This is a genomic window from Bacillus coahuilensis m4-4 (genome assembly GCF_000171615.1).
Lineage (GTDB): Bacteria > Bacillota > Bacilli > Bacillales > Bacillaceae_K > Bacillus_T > Bacillus_T coahuilensis.
In genome coordinates, this window is record NZ_ABFU01000048.3 from 38,383 (window position 1) to 57,367 (window position 18,985).

The window sequence follows — 18,985 nt, forward strand, 5'->3', positions numbered from 1 at the left end:
CTCCTCATCTCTTAAAAGAAAAATGCCTAAAATATAGATCAAGCCAATTGTATACCTCTTCTTGATCCTTGGGATACGTGTATAATTTTCTCGAAAGAAAAGGCAACAGATCATGAAATGGAGCAGCCTGCTTCATTTTTTCAAAGTTGCTAAAATAGGCAGTCCCTCGATCATCATATAAAAAGTGCTCTGTGGATAGCTTTCCATGCACAAAGACGGTTCTCACTTTTTCTCGTTCCTTTGATTGTTCCAGCCATTGATCAAGCTTTTCTTTCGCAAACCTTATGGCTAGAGAGGATTCGTGGTAGTACAGACAAAACAATTGCTCAAAAGGTGACATATAGTCTTGTTCCTCACACCGAGACAAAAATTCTTCCATAAACTCAGTCTCTTTCTCCCACCGAAGGCTAATCTCATCGTAGTGTTCCTGTCTCGCCTTTTGTTCAATAGGAATTTCCTTAGAAGTGATACTATGCATCCTTGCCACTTCACGAAACAATTTGACATGCTTCCCATCGTAATCCTCTTTTTCATCATTTAAGAGCCAAGGCATGAGATAGTAGAGCGAAGAGTCATAAAGTACGGCATAACGCCCATCAGACGTAGGATAAACTGGCACAATTCTGTTATAACCTGATTGAAATAGGTGTTGTATTTGATGAACAAAATCGACTCCTCTTTCCGCAGGCAATTCTTTTAGTGCATAGTTCCCTTTATTTGTATAGAGTTTAAAACATTTTCCATATCGTTCAGCTAAATGGAGTTCTAACTGGTAATATTGAGCAATCTCCTTAAGCTTTACCATAAGCTGTTGATCCATATACTGCACCCCCCCTTCCTCTGTTCATGATGAATAGAGAAGAGCAGGAAGGCTTCCTGCTCCAATTACATCCTTATTTAAGTACATACGTTTCACTGATGGTTAATACTTGACCTTCATAGACATCCTGAGAAACATCTAGTGAATTATCTCTAATAATGGTTTGAGCACTTGTTCCGTATCGTTCAGCAATTTGCTCTAATGTATCTCCATTTTGAACAATGTATACCCGTAATTTAGACGTTTCTTCCTGCTCTTTTCTTGTGAAGAATTCAGTTAATGAGATGGCTTCATCATATCCCTTTGGTTTCTTTCCTTTTTGAGCGACCTTCATTTCACTACTTTCTTCTTCTTCTTGAAAGAGTTCATCACTTGAGGAAGATTCTTCTTCAGAATAGCTAGGAGTGCTTTCTGGTGAACTAGACGATTCTTCTTCATAAGTGCCTGGGAAATTTAATACATTACTATCTTGTTCCCCTCTAACATCACTATATTCCAGTTGAGGAGCTTCATACTCTTCTTCATAATACTCAATCGGAACATTTACTTCTTCTTCCTCTTCCACTTTTCTTGCTTCAACATAAAATTCCTCATTGGAGTCTTCTTCTTCATGATAAGTGGGAGGTTCATACTCTACTAGCTCTACATCATCTTCCACATCGTACACTTGTGCAGCCGATCTGCTTTCGAGTGCATATTCAGGTTTTGCTTGTGGTTGCTCACTCTCACCTTGAATGCCTGTTACGGTTAAATCTGCATGTAATTTCAGGCAGGCTGTTTCAGGGATGTTGTAATCAAATGAATCAACAAACACATCAATATCGCTTAAATTCACAACGCGAAGCTTCGGAATGGTAATATCGACTGGAAACCTATGAGAAAATTCACTTTCACCTGTTTCTCTTGTGTTCGTGTAGGCAACTAGTTTGCCATATGTTCTTTCTTCTTCCCATCCTTCATCCGAATCCACAACTTCTTCTCGTTCTTTGTAGTCCCCTTGAAGCTCTAAGTATCCTCTAATAAGCACATATTGTTCTTGCTCTTGTATGGTTATATGAGGCTCTAATGTGATCGATAATAATTCTTCTACTTCCTGTCCTTTTTTAAACCAAATAGATTCCTCTAAAGAAAAGCGTAAGCTTGAATTTTGTGTCATGACTTGAATATCCTCCTTTCAGCTTGGGCGACATGCATAGCCCATCACACTACAAATCTATGTAGGGAGGTATCTGAATATGACACACTGTCAACAAAAAAACGCCTCTAAACAAGAGACGTTTTACTTTTATCAACCTTTAATTTTCGCAAATGCTTTTTCAGCTGCTTCAATCGTTCTATGTAAATCTTCATCGGTATGAGCAGTTGAAAGGAATAAGCCCTCAAACTGAGAAGGTGGCAAGAATACTCCGTTATTTGCCATTTCTTGATAGTACGCTGCAAATAGCTCAAGATCTGAAGTTTTAGCACGATCGTAGTTGGTGACGTCTTCATTTGTGAAGAAAATACCAACCATAGAGCCAGCACGATTAATGGTGTGTGGAATATCGTATTTCATAGCAACTTCATGGAGACCTTTTTCTAGCATTTCTGCCTTTCGACCAAATTCTTTATACGTGTCAGGTGTTAGCTGGCGCAGCGTTTCGTATCCAGCTGTCATGGCAAGTGGATTACCTGAAAGTGTACCCGCTTGGTATATTGGACCACTTGGGGCAATTTGAGACATGATTTCTGCCTTACCTCCGTATGCTCCAACAGGAAGTCCACCACCAATCACTTTACCAAGACATGTAATATCTGGTGTCACACCGTAATACCCTTGGGCACAGCCATAATCTACACGGAAGCCTGTCATGACTTCATCGAATATTAATAGGGATCCGTATTCTTCTGTAACCCGGCGAAGACCTTCTAAGAATCCAGGCTGTGGAGGCACAACGCCCATGTTTCCAGCTACAGGCTCAACAATGACACCAGCAATATCATCTCCGTATTGTTTAAACGCAAGCTCAATACTTTCTAGGTCATTGTAAGGAACCGTAATCGTATTCTGTGCCACACCTTCCGGGACTCCAGGACTATCTGGTAACCCTAATGTGGCCACTCCTGAACCGGCTTTAATTAGAAGAGAATCACCGTGTCCGTGATAGCATCCTTCAAATTTCACAATTTTGTTTCTACCTGTGTAACCTCGTGCTAGACGAAGAGCACTCATCGTTGCTTCTGTACCAGAAGAAACCATGCGAACAATCTCAATAGAAGGTACACGATCAATCACAAGCTTTGCTAGTTCGTTTTCAATTTCAGTTGGTGCACCAAAGCTAGTTCCACTTTCCGCTACCTTTTTAATAGCCTCTACAACATGATCATTCGTATGACCAAGAATCAGTGGTCCCCAGGAAAGAACATAGTCGATGTATTCATTTCCATCGATATCGTATATCTTACTCCCTTTTCCTCTCTCCATGAAGATCGGATCCATTTTAACCGATTTAAACGCACGTACTGGACTATTTACTCCACCTGGCATTAACCCAACGGCTTCTTTAAATGCTCTTTTTGTATTTTTCATACGATCTCATCCGAAACATCCCCTTAAGAATTAGTTAGCCATCTTGCAACATCTTTTGCGTGATAGGTAATAATCAAATCGGCACCCGCACGCTTCATACTTACTAGCTTTTCCATTACAAGGCCTTTTTCATCCACCCATCCGTTTGCAGCAGCAGCTTTAATCATGCTGTACTCTCCGCTCACATTATATGCAACAATCGGAGCATTCACTGTATTCTTTACATCTCGCATAATATCAAGATAGGAAAGTGCTGGCTTTACGATGAGGAAATCTGCCCCTTCTTCTATATCTGATACTGCTTCACGTAGAGCTTCGTTTCGGTTAGCAGGGTCCATTTGATACGCTCTTCTATCACCAAATTGGGGTGAGCTATGGGCTGCATCTCGGAATGGCCCATAAAAGCTAGACGCATATTTAACAGCATACGACATGATGGGAATATCCTCATAACCAGCTTGATCTAAGCCTTTACGAATAGCTGCAACAAAACCATCCATCATATTACTTGGAGCAATGATGTCCGCCCCAGCCTCTGCTTGGGAGATGGCCGTTTTCGCTAGTAAATCTAATGTAGGATCGTTTAAAATTTTTCCTTCATGAACAATGCCACAGTGACCGTGATCGGTAAATTGACATAGGCATGTATCTGCTATCACAACGAATTCAGGAAAACGTTCTTTAATGAAGCGAATCCCCTCTTGAACAATTCCATTTTGATCATACGCACTAGAACCTACATCATCTTTTGTAGCTGGTACTCCGAATACAATTAACGATTTAATCCCTAAATCGACTAGTTCTTTTAATTCTTCGTCTAAAAGGTCTAAGGAAAGCTGATATACGCCCGGCATAGAAGCCACTGCATTTTTCACACCTTCACCCTCAACGATAAAAATTGGATAAATTAAATCTTCTTTATGTAAATGTGTTTCTCTCACCATTTGACGTAAGTGATCAGATGAACGTAGTCTTCTATGACGTTTAAAATTTAGTTCTGTCATCTTCCATACTCCTTTTTAGTAAAATACGTTTTGATTTCTTCTACCATCGCTTCTATTGTATAAGTATCAGGACAAATATGCACTTCTAAACCCATGTTGTGTGCGGTTTGTTTCGTTTTGGATCCAATTACAGCATATTTACATGCCCTCACATATTCCGTTAAATTACGTTCATTCACGATTTTGATGTAATTCTTAACAGCTGAAGAGCTTGTGAATGTAACACAATCGATCCTATGTTTTTTACCGTCTCTTCTAAACACTGTGGAGAAGAGGTTGGTACTTCATTCTTATAGATCACCCACTCCTGATGGGAGATCCTCTCTTTTGCCAAACCATTCGATAGAATAGAGCTTGCTAAATTTCCTTTTGGAATTAAAATATGCTGTGCTAATGGATTTTCGAGTAAAAACTCTTGAATCATATCTTCCGCTGTGAATCTACTAGGAAGAAAATCTACCTCCACACCTAGTTCACGTAAATGCTTTGCTGTCTTCTCTCCAACAGCTGCAATGTTTACATGTAAGTCCTTTAGTGAAATGCCAAGTTTTTTTAGTTTTCGCCTGAAGAAATGAATACTATTATGGCTAGTAAAGAATATCCACTCAAATTGGGTGATCTTCTCCATCATTAATAGATATTCATCTTCTAAAGTACTTTCAGAGAACGCAAGAAGAGGAACAGCATGAGCTGTCCCCCCTAAACATTCAATTGCCTGAATCATAGAGGTGGATTGTTCTACTCCCCTTGTGACGATGATCTGTTTATCTTGTAAAGGGGAAGGCGAACTCATTACTGATCCAGCTCCTTTTTCACTCTATCGATTAATTCTTTCGCACCCAGCGAGCTTAATTGTTTGGCTACATTCACACCCACTTCAACTGGGTCTTGACCCGATTCAAAATGAGAGTAAATTGTTTTACCGTCAGGAGAAGCGACTAGACCTGTGAAGTGAATGGTGTCATCTTCAGAGAGTGTAGCATATCCTGCAATTGGGACTTGGCACGCCCCCCTCCATTTTGTGTAGGAACGTTCTTTCTGCCTTTGTCGTACGCTCTGTTTCTTTATCGTTAAATTTAGAAAGTAGATCAAGTAATTCCTCGTCATCTTCTCGACATTCAATACCTAAAGCACCTTGACCTATAGCAGGAACACAAATGTCTTCAGATAAAAATTCTGTTACAACATCTTTTGCCCAACCCATTCTAGCGAGGCCTGCTGCTGCTAAAATAATGGCATCATACTCTTCCCCGTCAAGCTTCGCTAAGCGGGTATCTATATTTCCACGAATCCATTTAATATCTAAATCTGGACGAACAGCAAGAAGCTGCGCACCGCGACGTAAGCTACTTGTTCCAATGACTGCACCTTTTGGAAGATCCTTTAGCTTTACGTGATTTTTAGAGATAAGAGCATCTCTTCTATCTTCACGAGGAGGTACACAACCTAAGGTTAGTCCACTTGGAAGTTCAGAAGGCATATCCTTCATACTATGAACAGCCATATCAATTTCCTTATCCATCATGGCTTGCTCAATTTCTTTCACAAATAGTCCTTTACCCCCAACTTTAGAAAGAGTAACGTCTAAAATGACATCCCCTTTTGTAACAATTTCTTTTACTTCAAAGGTAAAGTTTCCACCTAACTGCTTTAGTTGCTCAATGACCCAATTTGTTTGAGTTAGAGCAAGTGTACTTCTTCTAGAACCCACAACTATTTTTCTCATAGCTCCTCCTACTTAATACCAGAAGTGAAAGGTAGACACCCGACTTACTAGTAAGAAATTTATCAATATGATTAAAAAAGCACCTACATTTATCCGTGCTAACGTTCGACCAAATACATGACTTCTTGCCCGTAAATAAAGAACTGTACTATAGATAACAAGCAATAAAAATGAGCCAAGAATCTTAGGGTCATACCAAATGACATTTGGTAACTTCACCCACGCCCATTGTAAACCTAGAATTAAACTTAGTAGAAGCATAGGAACACCTATGGCAATCAGTCGAAATGAAATAGTTTCAAGCTGATGAAGGTCCCCTAATCTCCACAAACGCTGCCCCCATTTCTTTTCTTTCAATAGTCTATATTGAAGTAAATATAATAGGGAAAAAACAAACGAAAGTGAAAATGCCCCATAAGATAGAATAGCCATCGTCACATGAATAAATAACAATTCGCTCATTAGTTGTCCTGCTATGGCTTTTGAACCAATGGGATCCTGTGCGAAGGTATGTATAACCATGATGATAAACCCTAATATATTCGTAAAGAACACCGTGAAATCTACTTGCAATAGGCGGTTTATAGCCATAGATAACGAAATGAGCACCCACGCATAAAAGTACAGACCTTCAAATATGGTCAATACAGGAAAACGCTTCGTCTCAATCATATAAGCGATTAGAAATAATGTCTGTAAAACCCAAACAATAGAAAGAATCCAGAAGGCTGCTCGGTTAACCTTCTGGTTCTTTTGTACGAAATCTATGAAATATAAAAGAATGCTAATAGAGTACAAAACGATCATGGCTTCATGTAAGCGACCACTGAGTAGTATATTTTCCATTACTCTCCCTCACTTACGAAGAGAAAGAAGTCTGTAATGACACCAATGATGATGACTTCTTTTCTTGCACATATTCTGGTTCTACTTGCTCCTCTTGAAGAACCTCCTCTAGGTTAAAAATGCGCTTAAAGAGCTCAAGCTGCTCTTCACTATGAGGAGTTCCTGCTAATTCTTTAACATTTTTTATCGGGTCTTTTAATAATTGATTGACGATGCTCTTTGTATGCTTATTCAATATTTTAAGCTCACGATCGGTTAAGTTTGGCATTTTACGTTCAATGCTCTTCATCGTTTCCCCTTGTATAATAAGAGCCTTATCACGAAGAGCTGTAATCACCGGAACAACCCCTAACATACGTATCCACTCATTAAACTGAACAATTTCTGCCTCAATCATAAGCTCGATCTTTATCGCGGCTTTTTCTCTTTCAGCTAGGTTCGCTTGCACAATTCCTTCAAGATCATCAATATCATAAAGAAACACATTATCAAGCTCTGCCATACGCGGATCTAAATCACGAGGTACAGCAATATCGACTAAGAACAGCGGCTTACTTCGACGAAGACGACGAACCGTCTCAATCATCTCTTTTGTTACAACAAAATCCTTCGCACCTGTAGAACTGATCACAATGTCTGCTTCTACTAAGGCACATTGTAATTCCTGAAGAGTTTTAGCTTGTCCTTCGTACTTCTCAGCAAGCGCTTTCGCTTTCTCAAACGTTCGATTGATCACTGTGACTTTACTGGCACCACTTCCTTGAAGGTTATCAATGGCAAGTTCGCCCATTTTACCTGCCCCAAGGATTAAAATATGCTTATTCGAGAGATTACCAAAGATCTTTTTACCCAGCTCAACAGCTGCGTAGCTAACACTCACCGCATTTGAGCCAATCTCCGTTTCAGAATGTGCTTTTTTAGCAAGGGTTACACTTTGTTTGAAAAGCTGATTAAAAACCGTTCCCGTAGTTCTCATTTCTTGAGCTAGCAAGAAGCTATTACGAATTTGTCCTAGTATTTGCGTTTCTCCTAGAACCATTGAATTTAGTCCACATGTTACTTTGAATAGATGCTCAACAGCACCCTCTTGTTCATATATAAAAAGAAAAGGTGAAAACTCTTCTTTATCAATGTTAAACCAATCAGATAGAAATTGTTTAATATAAAAGCGACCAGTATGGAGTTGATCCACTACTGCATATACCTCTGTTCGGTTACACGTTGAAACAATTACATTCTCCAAAATACTTTTTCTCGCATTCAATTCTTGCATAGCATCAGACAATGTCGATTCGTTGAAAGATAATCGTTCACGAATTTCGACGGGAGCCGTTTTGTAGTTAAGACCGACCACTATTGTATGCATGTAGACATTCACCCCCCAAGTACTCATCCTATCTAGTATAACATACACAAAAAGTATTATTTAAATAAAATGTGAACAAGTATTGAATCCTGTTCTTTCCTATGAAAAAATATTATTCGTACAAGACACTTAACAAATCGTAACAAAATCCTGTTACAATTTCAAGTGAATGAATTTCCAAAAGCAGGTGAAAATCAATGAAAAAACAGCATATCGTCGCCGGTAGCATGTTAGTTGGATTTGGGGGATATTTCTTCCTTTTAGAGCAGGGCATAGAATGGTTCGATGGGATGCTCTCATGGCCTACCCTTATTGGAATTATTGGGATCGCCTTTTTACTACAAGCATACAAAGGTCGCTCTACTGAATACATACTACCTGGTACCATATTAGTTGGATTAGCTCTCCATTTCCACTTATCTAGATTCGTTGATGAATGGCCGAATGATCTTGGTGTATTTCTATTAATCACAAGTATCGCTTTCCTATTACATCACCAACGAACGAAACAAGGGCTCGTTTATGGACTACTCTTTTTAGCATTAGCTATTATTTTAGTATTCTATCAACAAGTATTATCATGGCTAGGTTTAGTTCAGAGTGAGTTTTCAATTAATTGGAGTATTTGGCCTGTTATTTTAATTGGAATTGGTGTGTACTTATTGTTCTTTAGAAAAAAATAAAGAAGCAGCCCATTTGGCTGCTTCTTCTACATATAACGCTTGATAGCTTCCCAAGCCTTGTCTTTTCCTAACCCTGTTTCGGATGAAAAAACAATGATTTCATCCCCTTTTTCTAATTGAAGAGTGTCTTTTACGACTTTTTTATGTTTATCCCATTTCCCTTTTGGAATCTTATCTGCTTTTGTAGCAATAATTATGACTGGGATCTCGTAATGCTTGATGAAATCATACATCATGATATCATCTTTAGTTGGTGGGTGACGAAGGTCTACGATTAAAACAGCCGCTTCTAGTTTGTCTCTTGATGTAAAATACGTTTCAATCATCTTACCCCAAGCAGCTCGTTCTGTTTTTGACACTTTCGCATACCCATAACCTGGAACATCTACAAAGTATAACTGCTCTTCAATGATATAAAAGTTAAGGGTTTGGGTTTTCCCAGGCTTAGAAGAAATTCGAGCTAAGCTTTTTCTTCCAAGCATCTTATTAATAAACGAAGACTTCCCTACGTTTGAACGTCCGGCAAGGGCGAACTCTGGTAAATTGTCATCAGGATACTGTTCTGGTCTAACGGCACTTATGACAATCTCTGCATTATTTACTTTCATTACTCTCTCCTACTAAAGCGATATCCAACACTTCGTCCACATGTGACACCAGATGGAAGGACAGCTCTTCTCGGACACTTTTTGGTATATCGTCAATATCTTTTTCGTTATCTTTCGGTAAAATAATTGTACGAAGTCCGGCACGGTGTGCACTTAGCGTTTTTTCCTTTACGCCACCAATCGGTAGAACACGTCCACGTAACGTAACTTCTCCCGTCATACCTACTTCTCTACGAATCGCTTTACCAGAAAGGGCTGACACTAGAGCAGTCGTGATGGTAATGCCTGCTGATGGCCCATCTTTTGGTACTGCTCCCTCTGGTACGTGTATATGAATATCATACTTCTCATAGAAGTTTTCTTCAATGCCTAATTCTACCGCTTTTGAACGAACATAACTAAAAGCCGTTTGAGCTGACTCTTTCATCACATCTCCAAGCTTTCCTGTAAGCACTAATTTTCCTTTACCAGGAGATAAACTAACTTCAATTTGAAGAGTATCTCCTCCGACTGTCGTATAGGCAAGTCCTGTTGCTACTCCCACTTGGTCTTCTAGCTCCGCTTGACCGTATCGGAAGAGTTTTTTCCCAAGGAAATCTTCAATATTTTTCTCAGACACAATCACTCGCTTCTTATCCTCTGATACGATAATTCTTGCGGTTTTACGGCACACAGCAGCAATTTGTCGTTCTAAGCTACGAACGCCCGCCTCTCGTGTATAATAGCGAACAATCGCTTTAAATGCATCATCGCGGATTTGAAGCTGACTTTTTTGTTAGACCATGAGCCTCTAACTGTTTGCGTAGAAGGTGATCCTTTGCAATATGAACCTTTTCAAGCTCTGTGTATCCTGCAATCGAAATAATTTCCATACGATCACGCAGCGGACCTGGAATCGTCGCCAGGTTGTTTGCTGTAGCAACAAACATGACATTGGATAAATCATAGGTTTCTTCAATGTAGTGATCACTAAAGTTATGATTTTGTTCAGGGTCAAGAACTTCTAATAAGGCTGCAGAAGGGTCTCCTCTGAAATCGCTTGTCATTTTATCAATTTCATCTAAAAGAAATACTGGATTCACGGTTTCAGCCTTTTTCATCCCTTGAATAATACGTCCCGGCATGGCTCCAACATAGGTACGACGGTGACCTCTAATTTCAGATTCATCACGTACGCCTCCTAATGAGACACGAACAAACTTTCTTCCAAGAGACTCAGCAATGGAACGCGCTAAGCTCGTTTTCCCTACTCCTGGAGGTCCAGCAAGACACAAGATAGGGCCTTTTAGTGAATTGGTCAATTGTTGGACAGCTAAGTATTCTAGAACTCGTTCTTTTACTTTTTCTAAACCATAATGGTCTCGTTCTAGAATCTTTTCTGCTTTATGAATGTTTAAATCATCTTTTGTACTCTCTGACCATGGTAACGCAAGTAACCAATCGATATAATTTCGAATAACGGCACTCTCAGCAGAGCTCGACGGAACCTTTTCATAACGACTAAGTTCTTTTAAAGCAGTCCGTTCAACATTTTCAGGCATCCCTGCTGCAGCAATTTTCTCTGTAAGCTCATCAACTTCTCCGGTTTTACCATCTTTATCGCCAAGCTCTTTTTGAATTGCTTTCAGTTGCTCTCGAAGATAATACTCCTTTTGCGTACGCTCCATCGATTTTTTTACACGCTGACCAATCTTCTTTTCTAAACGTAGGACTTCTTTTTCATTTTGAATCAGTTCAATGACCGATTGAAGTCGTTCATGTATATCTAAAACCTCTAATATTTGCTGTTTATCTTTAAGCTTTAATGGCAAATGCGAGGTAATAATATCTGCTAATCGACCGGGTTGATCAATATCTGAAACAGTCGATAACGTTTCTGCCGACACCTTTTTCGATAGTTTTATGTACTGTTCAAAGTAATCCAGTAATGTTCTCGCTAATGCTTGAGCTTCTGCATCTGGTTCAGCCATTTCAATCTTACTGTAAGGAACAACTTCTACACTAGTATACGTTTCTTCGTCCTTCATCTTATTGATTGAAGCACGTTCAATACCTTCTACTAATACACGTATCGTACCATTTGGTAACTTTAACATTTGTTTAACCTTCGTTAATGTTCCCATGCTATATAAATCATCTTGTGATGGTTCATTTATATTAATATCCTTCTGCATCGTTAAGAAAATCAACTGATCATTCATCATTGCTTTTTCTAATGCTTCCACTGATCGGTCTCTACCTACATCTAAATGAAGAACCATTGTTGGAAATACGAGCAATCCTCTTAACGGTAGGAGGGGAACGTTGTATTTAATTTCGTTGGCCATCATTTGCACCTCCATAAGGCATTTTGCCTAGTAATCTTTGTACAATTCTAACTGATAAAATAAAAGGTGTCCATTCATGTACTTTTACCCTAATGAAATGCTTCATGAACGCCCAAATGCTCTTGTTTTCATGATTCAAGGGTATCCTAAGCTACTTTATAGCTTAAGACACCCTTTCCATCAACTCGTTTCTCGATTACTATTTTTATCCAAAGAAGGGATCGCTTCCTTATCTAACGCTAAATCTAAGGCTTCTTTAACAGTACTTAATGGGACAATATTGATGTCTCCGATTGTAGAGAGTAGGGACTGGTGATTATCTACAGGAATGAATACCGTTTTCACTCCTGCTTCTTTTGCGGCTTTTACTTTACTATATACACCACCAACTGGCTTCACGTGTCCATGAATACTTATCTCACCCGTTATGGCGACATCATGCTTGACCGGAATACGATAGATAGAAGAATAGATGCCCACAGCCATGGCAATTCCTGCAGAAGGACCGTCAACAGGTACACCACCTGGGAAATTAACATGTATATCAAATTGATCCGCTGGAACTCCGATTGTTTTTAAATAGGTTATTACGTTTTCAATGGATCCCTTAGCTAAGCTTTTTCTTCTTACTGATTTACTTTTGTCTCCTAGGCTTTCTTCTTCTACGATACCGGTTATGTTAATCGATCCTCCATCCTTGGTTGGAAGGACGTTTACTTCAATTTCTAACAGTGTACCACTGCTTGGACCACTAACAGCTAATCCATTTACTACACCTACAGTAGGTTCCTCTTTCACTTTTGTATGGATTCGAGGAGAAAGCTGGCTGGATTGAATGACCCACTCCATATCTTGATTCGTAATACACTTTTGATCTGATGTAATGGCTATTCCAGCTGCGATTTGCACCATATTGACCGCTTCACGTCCGTTACGGCTATAAGTAGAAAGTGATTCTAGCGCTTCTTCCTCTATCTTCATTCGTAGCTTTTCGGCTCCTCTTGCTCCTACTTCTATTATTTCATCCTTCGTTAATTCTCTAAAGAATACTTCCATACAACGTGAGCGAATAGCCGGTGGTAGCTCACTCGGGGTTCTTGTTGTGGCTCCAATTAAGCGAAAATCCGCGGGTAACCCATTTTTGAATATATCATGGATATGAAGTGGAATTTGTTGATTTTCTTCATTATAATACGCACTTTCTAGATACACTTTTCGATCTTCTAGTACTTTCAATAACTTATTTAGTTGAATCGGATGCAACTCCCCAATTTCATCAATAAATAAGATTCCACCATGAGCATTTGTTACAGCTCCTTGCTTAGGTTGAGGAATACCAGCTTGTCCCATCGCACCTGCCCCTTGATAGATAGGGTCATGTACGGAGCCAATGAGCGGATCTGCAATCCCTCTTTCATCAAACCTAGCAGTCGTTGCATCTAATTCTACAAACACGGCATCCTTTGAGAAAGGCGTTGTAGACTGCTTTTTCGCTTCTTCTAAAACGAGCCTGGCTGCTGCTGTTTTCCCAACACCTGGAGGACCATAAATGATTACATGTTGTGGATTAGGTCCGCACAAAGCAGCTCGTAACGATTTAATTCCATCCTCTTGACCGACCACATCCTGTAATTTAGATGGCCGTATCATTTCAGACAATGGAACCGATAATTTAATGGAGCGCATTTTCTTTTAATTGTTCTAATTCTTTGCCTGATTCTTTGTCAATTGTAACCTTTTGAGTTCGTTGGTTTTTTAACAAATTCCAGAAATAAAGGCCTATAATGACCCCAAAAAATAATTGAATTAATAGAGCAATGCCAGTAAAGTTCAAGGGGCTTCCCTCCGTCATTCTAAGATGTTACTACGTAGTTTGTCCGTTCACTTTAGAGAATAAACACGAGGGATGAAGTTGAAGGAATTGGTAATTGTAGAGAGTGAAGGATATGAGATGCTATCATTTCTACTATTAATCCAAATAAAAATGGATAAAAGAAAAGACCGCAAGCCGCTAGCTTGCAGTCTTCATCATTAAGCGGAAGTTTTCGTCTCCGTTGAATCATCTAGGATGGTACCATCTTCAAGAAGTAACTTTGGTGTTGTCCCTTCAAGAACTGTATCTTTTGTAATAACACATTTCTTGATGTCATCACGAGATGGTAGGTCAAACATAACATCTAGCATGATGCTTTCGATGATAGAACGAAGTCCACGAGCACCCGTTTTTCGTTCAATCGCTTTTTTCGCGATTTCAATTAACGCATCGTCTTCGAAATCTAAATCCACTTCATCAAGCTCAAGCATTTTCTTGTACTGCTTCACAAGAGCATTTTTAGGCTTTGTTAAGATTTCAATTAATGCTTCCTCATCTAAAGGAGTTAGTGAAGCCGTTACCGGAAGACGACCGATAAATTCAGGAATTAATCCAAATCGCAGTAAGTCCTCTGGAATCACTTTTGTTAACAGCATTTTTTCATCTGCATCTTCAGGTTTTTAGCTCTCCACCGAAACCAATAACCTTTTGTCCAAGACGACGCTTGATGATTTGCTCAATTCCATCAAATGCTCCACCACAAATAAATAGAATATTCCCTGTGTCAATTTGAATGAATTCTTGATGAGGGTGTTTGCGTCCACCTTGAGGAGGAACGCTTGCGACAGTACCCTCTAAAATTTTCAATAACGCTTGTTGTACACCTTCACCAGAAACATCACGAGTAATCGAAGGATTTTCTGACTTACGAGCGACTTTATCAATCTCATCTATGTAGATGATTCCTTTTTCCGCTCGTTCCACATCATAATCCGCCGCTTGAATAAGCTTTAGAAGAATGTTTTCTACATCTTCTCCCACGTATCCTGCTTCTGTAAGAGATGTAGCATCCGCAATAGCAAATGGAACATTAAGAATTCTAGCTAATGTTTGAGCTAAAAGGGTTTTACCACTTCCAGTAGGACCAATTAAACAGATGTTACTTTTTGATAGCTCTACATCATCTATTTTGCTATTAGAATTGATACGCTTGTAATGGTTATACACCGCAACTGCTAACGATTTTTTCGCTTGTTCCTGTCCGATAACATATTCATCAAGGATTTCACGAATTTCTACTGGCTTTGGAACATCTTTAAACTCTACTTCTTCTTCTGTTCCTAATTCCTCTTCTACTATTTCAGTACATAGTTCGATACACTCATCGCATATATACACTCCGGGACCGGCAACTAGCTTTCGAACCTGATCTTGAGTTTTTCCGCAAAAAGAACATTTTAACTGTCCTTTTTCCTCGTTAAATTTGAACAAACCGTTCACCCCTTATTTTGACTAGCGAATTAACCAAACTCTGTTTGTTTACGTTTTCTTCGTCTACTCAAATAATATGTTCTTTCATAAATCAAGTGACTTTTGAATCAGTTATGTATTGCATTGTAGCATAGAAGCTACGACGGAGGAAATGAAAATGCCCCCTACTATGTGTACTAGTTAAAATACCCTTGTTTACAAAGGTTTACCCTAAATCCCTACAATCTATTCCTAAAATATGTATGTTGTATAAAACAAGGCACGAACTAGGTCGCGCCTTGTTAAGGAACTTACTCTATATTATGCAACAGTTTTGCTGTTTTCCACAAGAAAATCAATTGCTTTACGAACTTTCATATCTGCTTTAAGACCTTCCACGCCACCAAGTGCTTGTTTGATCATGTCTGCAGTCATGTTGTATTGCTCAGCCATTGTGTTAACTTCAGCTTCTGCTTCTTCATCAGATACTTCTAAGTTTTCTGCAATAGCGATTGCTTCAAGTGTTAAGTTTGTGCGAACGCGAGCTTCTGCATCCTCTTTCATTTGGCTACGAAGAGCTTCTTCATCTTGACCAGAGAATTGGAAGTATAGCTCAAGGTTCATACCTTGCATTTGAAGACGTTGATCAAACTCTTGCATCATACGGTTTAGTTCCGTATCTACCATAGCTGATGGGATATCCATTTCAGCATTATCTGATGCTTTTTGGATTAACACTTCACGAATAGTTTGGTCTGCTTCTGTTTTCTTGCTTTCAGTTAAAGATTTTTCTAGCTTTTCTTTAAGCTCAGCAAGTGTCTCAACCTCTTCATCCGCATCTTTCGCGAATTCATCGTCTAATTCTGGAAGTTGTTTTGTTTTAATTTCGTGGATTTTCACTTTGAATGTAGCTGGTTTACCAGCTAAATCTTCAGCGTGATATTCTTCTGGGAAAGAAACCTCAACGTCTTTTTCTTCTCCAGCAGCAAGACCAACTAGTTGATCTTCAAATCCAGGAATAAATTGACCAGAACCGATTTCAAGAGAGTAGTTCTCTGCTTGACCGCCTTCAAACGCTTCACCGTCAACAAATCCTTCGAAATCCATTACAATTGTGTCGCCTTCTTCAACTGTTCCTTCTTCTTTAAGAACTAGTTCAGCTTGACGCTCTTGCATAGCTTTGATTTCATTGTCTACATCTTCAGCCGTTACTTCAGTAGAAATCTCATCTACTTCAAGACCTTTGTACTCACCAAGTTTCACTTCAGGCTTAACTGTTACAGTTGCTGTGAAGATTAACTCTTTTCCTTTTTCCATTTGAGTTACATCGATTTCAGGACGATCTACTGGGTCAATACCAGCTTCTTCAATTGCATTTGCATATGCATCTGGAAGAATGATATCTAATGCATCTTGATATAGTGATTCTACACCGAAACGCTTTTCAAACATACCACGTGGCATTTTACCTTTACGGAATCCAGGTACATTCACTTGCTTAACCACTTTTTTGAATGCTTGATCTAAGCCTTCGTTTACTTTATCAGCGCTTACTTCAACTGTAAGAACGCCTTCGTTACCTTCTTGTTTTTCCCATTTTACTGACATACTAATACCTCCAACATCTATTGTACGTGTCGATTGATCTTTTCAATGATACGTTTCCTATGTAACAATGTCATTTCGACCATTGTGCTCTACAACCATTACATTATATCATACAGTGGCTTGGATTCAAGAAAAGCATTACATATTAGGAGAAGAAATATTTTCTAATTTCCTTATATTGTCTAGATAGCCTTCTAATTCTTGATCCTCTCTGTTCACTTCAGCGCCTAACAGTTCCTTCACATAAAGGATATAACTTTCTGCTAATTTCTTTGTGTCCCCCGCTGCTTCAAATGGGTACAAAAGAAACGCATGGCGTTTGACCACTTCTACTACATGCATCATGGTAGTAGGTTCAGAATGAGAGAGAACATCTTCTATCTCTTTCAACACATTTTGTACCCACGACAGCTCAAACACATCCTTACACTCTAATGGAGAGAACTCTCCCTCATTACCAAGCTTCTTAACCTTAACCATCTGCTCAACTCCGTGCTCCCGCAAAACATTTAACACCATGGATTGGATAAAAGGGTGAGCACCTTCTGTTTGTAAGTAATAGATGAGCTCTTCTTTATACGGGTAAATGTTCTGATACACCAATTGAGCAAGCTTGTAGGTTAACTCTGTAATATTGCCAACTAAAAAGCTACTCTTAGGTTGTCGTATTGGTTCACTATGTGTTGAAGTAGGCTGTTTCTTTGTTAACACCTTACTACTGATACGTAAGATTTTCTGGAATTGATCTTCAAATTCAATTGGAAWTTCACGTTCTTCAAAAAGAGCCGTTAATGKCTCGACAATCTGTTCATGATCGCGAAGCTGTAATAGTGCTAGCAAATACGAACGCATCACTTCAAAGTAGTCTCCGATCCCTTCTTTCAAGAGGGTTTCACATACTTCTTTGGATGCTTCATATTGTTTATTCTCATATAAAGCATAAACAAACCCAATCGCCGCTGCACTGTTTGTAGGCTCTAAGCTATATCCTTCTTGAAAATAGGAAACGGCATTAGGATAATCTTTTGCTTCAAGGGCTTTAAACCCTTTTTCCAACAACATATCCTTCATACCTGGGAAATATACGACATTTCCTTTTTTCTCTAAATGACGACGTTTCATGTATGGCATCCCGTCCTTTGGCTCTCTCTATGGGTTAGTGTAGCACGGATGTGGGGGAAGTACAAAGTTTGGAAGGGGGGAGTTGATCTTGCAATTAAACAAATCGAGTAGAGGGAAAATAATATAATTATTTTCGCCCCTCTCACAACACCGTACGTACGGTTCTCGTATACGGCGTTTCAATTTATATTACAGTGTGTACTTTTAGGTAACGTTCCAAAGCAGAGGGAATTCCCCTCTGCTTTAGTCTTTCGTTTGAAAGTGCTCTTTGAACTACTTTCGATAATCCTATATATCGGTAGCCTTTTCGACAAAAGGTTAATCCTTTCGCTTCTTCCTTAGGAATTCCTAATTGAATTAGCGATTTGATTTGTTTTCTCGGTACCTTCCATTGTTTCCATATGATTACCCTAATTCTTGAGCGTAACTTCCCATCAATACGAGTCATTACCTTTTTCATGCTTGATATTCTAAAGTAATTCACCCATCCGAAAATGACTTGTTTCAATTTCATTATTCGGTAATCTAAAGGGATACTCCAGTTTCGCTTTGTCAATTGTCGAAGCTTCCTTTGAAATTTCTGTACAGAAGTTATGTGAGGTTTCACTTGATATCTACCATTTTTAAAATCGTAGTAGTAACCAAAGCCCAAAAACTTCAAATCTCCCGGGCGGGAGATTTTACTCTTTTCTGCATTGACTAACAAGCCTAATTTATCTTCTATAAATCTCACGATTGATTTCATCACTCTAATAGCTGCTTTTTCACTCTTCACAAAGATAAGAGCGTCATCAGCGTACCTCACGAATCGTAGTCCTCTATTTTCAAGTTCCTTATCTAGTTCGTTCAACATAATGTTACTTAAGAGAGGGCTGAGATTACCTCCTTGCGGAGTCCCAACTGGTGTTTCTTCATATCTACCATTCGCCATAACCCCACTAACTAAGTATTTTCTTATTAGTGAGATAACATCTCCATCGTCTATTGTATTGGATATAATTCGCATAAGCTTATCATGGTGGA

13 protein-coding genes and 5 pseudogenes are annotated in these 18,985 nt (G+C 39.1%); 2 read left to right on the plus strand and 16 right to left on the minus strand.

Going from position 1 to position 18,985, the window contains the following annotated elements:
- Positions 1 to 4 precede the first annotated feature (4 nt).
- From ysxE to hemA, 9 genes and pseudogenes are all read right to left on the minus strand, one after another.
- The gene (ysxE, locus tag M44_RS22865; protein ID WP_010174019.1) at positions 5 to 820 is read right to left on the minus strand and encodes a spore coat protein YsxE; all 816 of its coding nucleotides are present in this window, start codon (positions 818 to 820) and stop codon (positions 5 to 7) included.
- 73 nt (positions 821 to 893) lie between these two features.
- Positions 894 to 1,976 (minus strand): stage VI sporulation protein D, encoded by a 1,083-nt coding sequence (spoVID, locus tag M44_RS12275; protein ID WP_010174020.1) that lies wholly within the window; start codon positions 1,974 to 1,976, stop codon positions 894 to 896.
- Between the two features lie 132 nt (positions 1,977 to 2,108).
- A pseudogene (hemL, locus tag M44_RS22870) lies at positions 2,109 to 3,399 on the minus strand (glutamate-1-semialdehyde 2,1-aminomutase).
- A 13-nt stretch (positions 3,400 to 3,412) separates the two neighbouring features.
- Positions 3,413 to 4,393, minus strand: a complete 981-nt coding sequence (gene hemB, locus M44_RS12285) for a porphobilinogen synthase (RefSeq protein ID WP_010174022.1) — start codon at positions 4,391 to 4,393, stop codon at positions 3,413 to 3,415.
- The gene (locus M44_RS12290) at positions 4,390 to 4,572 is read right to left on the minus strand and encodes a uroporphyrinogen-III synthase (RefSeq protein ID WP_010174023.1); all 183 of its coding nucleotides are present in this window, start codon (positions 4,570 to 4,572) and stop codon (positions 4,390 to 4,392) included. The genes hemB and M44_RS12290 overlap by 4 nt, the downstream gene beginning before the upstream one ends.
- Entirely contained in the window at positions 4,569 to 5,186 is a 618-nt protein-coding gene (locus M44_RS12295) for a uroporphyrinogen-III synthase (RefSeq protein WP_010174024.1), read from the minus strand. Before M44_RS12295 ends, M44_RS12290 begins: the two co-directional genes overlap by 4 nt.
- Positions 5,186 to 6,119, minus strand: a pseudogene (gene hemC, locus M44_RS22875) (hydroxymethylbilane synthase). Before hemC ends, M44_RS12295 begins: the two are co-directional and overlap by 1 nt.
- A gap of 12 nt (positions 6,120 to 6,131) precedes the next feature.
- Positions 6,132 to 6,965: a cytochrome c biogenesis protein CcsA gene (ccsA, locus tag M44_RS12305; RefSeq protein WP_010174028.1), complete on the minus strand. Its 834-nt coding sequence runs from the start codon at positions 6,963 to 6,965 to the stop codon at positions 6,132 to 6,134.
- A gap of 13 nt (positions 6,966 to 6,978) precedes the next feature.
- Complete coding sequence (gene hemA, locus M44_RS12310; RefSeq protein ID WP_010174029.1) at positions 6,979 to 8,331, minus strand: glutamyl-tRNA reductase; 1,353 nt, start codon at positions 8,329 to 8,331, stop codon at positions 6,979 to 6,981.
- 197 nt (positions 8,332 to 8,528) lie between these two features.
- Here hemA and M44_RS12315 point away from each other — a divergent pair, with 197 nt between their 5' ends.
- Positions 8,529 to 9,014 carry a hypothetical protein gene (locus M44_RS12315; protein WP_010174031.1) on the plus strand — a complete coding sequence of 162 codons (486 nt, stop codon included), beginning with the start codon at positions 8,529 to 8,531 and terminating at the stop codon, positions 9,012 to 9,014.
- 26 nt (positions 9,015 to 9,040) lie between these two features.
- Here the strand turns inward: M44_RS12315 and yihA are convergent, their stop codons facing one another.
- The 3 genes and pseudogenes from yihA to lonB form a co-directional block, all read right to left on the minus strand.
- A complete protein-coding gene (gene yihA, locus M44_RS12320) occupies positions 9,041 to 9,622 on the minus strand; it encodes a ribosome biogenesis GTP-binding protein YihA/YsxC (protein WP_010174032.1) in 582 nt (193 codons plus the stop codon).
- Positions 9,609 to 11,949 (minus strand): annotated as a pseudogene (lon, locus tag M44_RS22880) (endopeptidase La). The gene yihA and the pseudogene lon overlap by 14 nt, the downstream one beginning before the upstream one ends.
- A gap of 180 nt (positions 11,950 to 12,129) precedes the next feature.
- Positions 12,130 to 13,783, minus strand: a pseudogene (gene lonB / locus M44_RS22885) (ATP-dependent protease LonB).
- A 78-nt stretch (positions 13,784 to 13,861) separates the two neighbouring features.
- Here lonB and M44_RS29030 point away from each other — a divergent pair.
- A complete protein-coding gene (locus M44_RS29030) occupies positions 13,862 to 13,984 on the plus strand; it encodes a hypothetical protein (RefSeq protein ID WP_272941197.1) in 123 nt (40 codons plus the stop codon).
- Here M44_RS29030 and clpX read toward each other — a convergent pair.
- The 4 genes and pseudogenes from clpX to M44_RS12355 form a co-directional block, all read right to left on the minus strand.
- Positions 13,981 to 15,253 (minus strand): annotated as a pseudogene (gene clpX / locus M44_RS22890) (ATP-dependent protease ATP-binding subunit ClpX). The gene M44_RS29030 and the pseudogene clpX sit on opposite strands and share 4 nt — an antisense overlap.
- A 300-nt stretch (positions 15,254 to 15,553) precedes the next feature.
- On the minus strand, positions 15,554 to 16,840 hold the full coding sequence (tig, locus tag M44_RS12345) for a trigger factor (protein ID WP_010174035.1): 1,287 nt from the start codon (positions 16,838 to 16,840) through the stop codon (positions 15,554 to 15,556).
- A gap of 138 nt (positions 16,841 to 16,978) precedes the next feature.
- The gene (locus M44_RS12350; protein ID WP_010174037.1) at positions 16,979 to 17,962 is read right to left on the minus strand and encodes a tetratricopeptide repeat protein; all 984 of its coding nucleotides are present in this window, start codon (positions 17,960 to 17,962) and stop codon (positions 16,979 to 16,981) included.
- A gap of 184 nt (positions 17,963 to 18,146) precedes the next feature.
- On the minus strand, positions 18,147 to 18,985 hold an 839-nt coding region (locus M44_RS12355), incomplete at its 5' end, for a reverse transcriptase domain-containing protein (RefSeq protein WP_010174039.1).

What these genes read in the sequence shown, in the direction of transcription:
- M44_RS12295 (WP_010174024.1), bottom strand. Translation starts at nt 5,186, where the DNA reads ATGAGTTCGCCTTCCCCTTTACAAGATAAACAGATCATCGTCACAAGG.
- ccsA (WP_010174028.1), bottom strand. Translation starts at nt 6,965, where the DNA reads ATGGAAAATATACTACTCAGTGGTCGCTTACATGAAGCCATGATCGTT.
- tig (WP_010174035.1), bottom strand. Translation starts at nt 16,840, where the DNA reads ATGTCAGTAAAATGGGAAAAACAAGAAGGTAACGAAGGCGTTCTTACA.
- hemA (WP_010174029.1), bottom strand. Translation starts at nt 8,331, where the DNA reads ATGCATACAATAGTGGTCGGTCTTAACTACAAAACGGCTCCCGTCGAA.
- M44_RS12315 (WP_010174031.1), top strand. Translation starts at nt 8,529, where the DNA reads ATGAAAAAACAGCATATCGTCGCCGGTAGCATGTTAGTTGGATTTGGG.
- spoVID (WP_010174020.1), bottom strand. Translation starts at nt 1,976, where the DNA reads ATGACACAAAATTCAAGCTTACGCTTTTCTTTAGAGGAATCTATTTGG.
- hemB (WP_010174022.1), bottom strand. Translation starts at nt 4,393, where the DNA reads ATGACAGAACTAAATTTTAAACGTCATAGAAGACTACGTTCATCTGAT.
- yihA (WP_010174032.1), bottom strand. Translation starts at nt 9,622, where the DNA reads ATGAAAGTAAATAATGCAGAGATTGTCATAAGTGCCGTTAGACCAGAA.
- ysxE (WP_010174019.1), bottom strand. Translation starts at nt 820, where the DNA reads ATGGATCAACAGCTTATGGTAAAGCTTAAGGAGATTGCTCAATATTAC.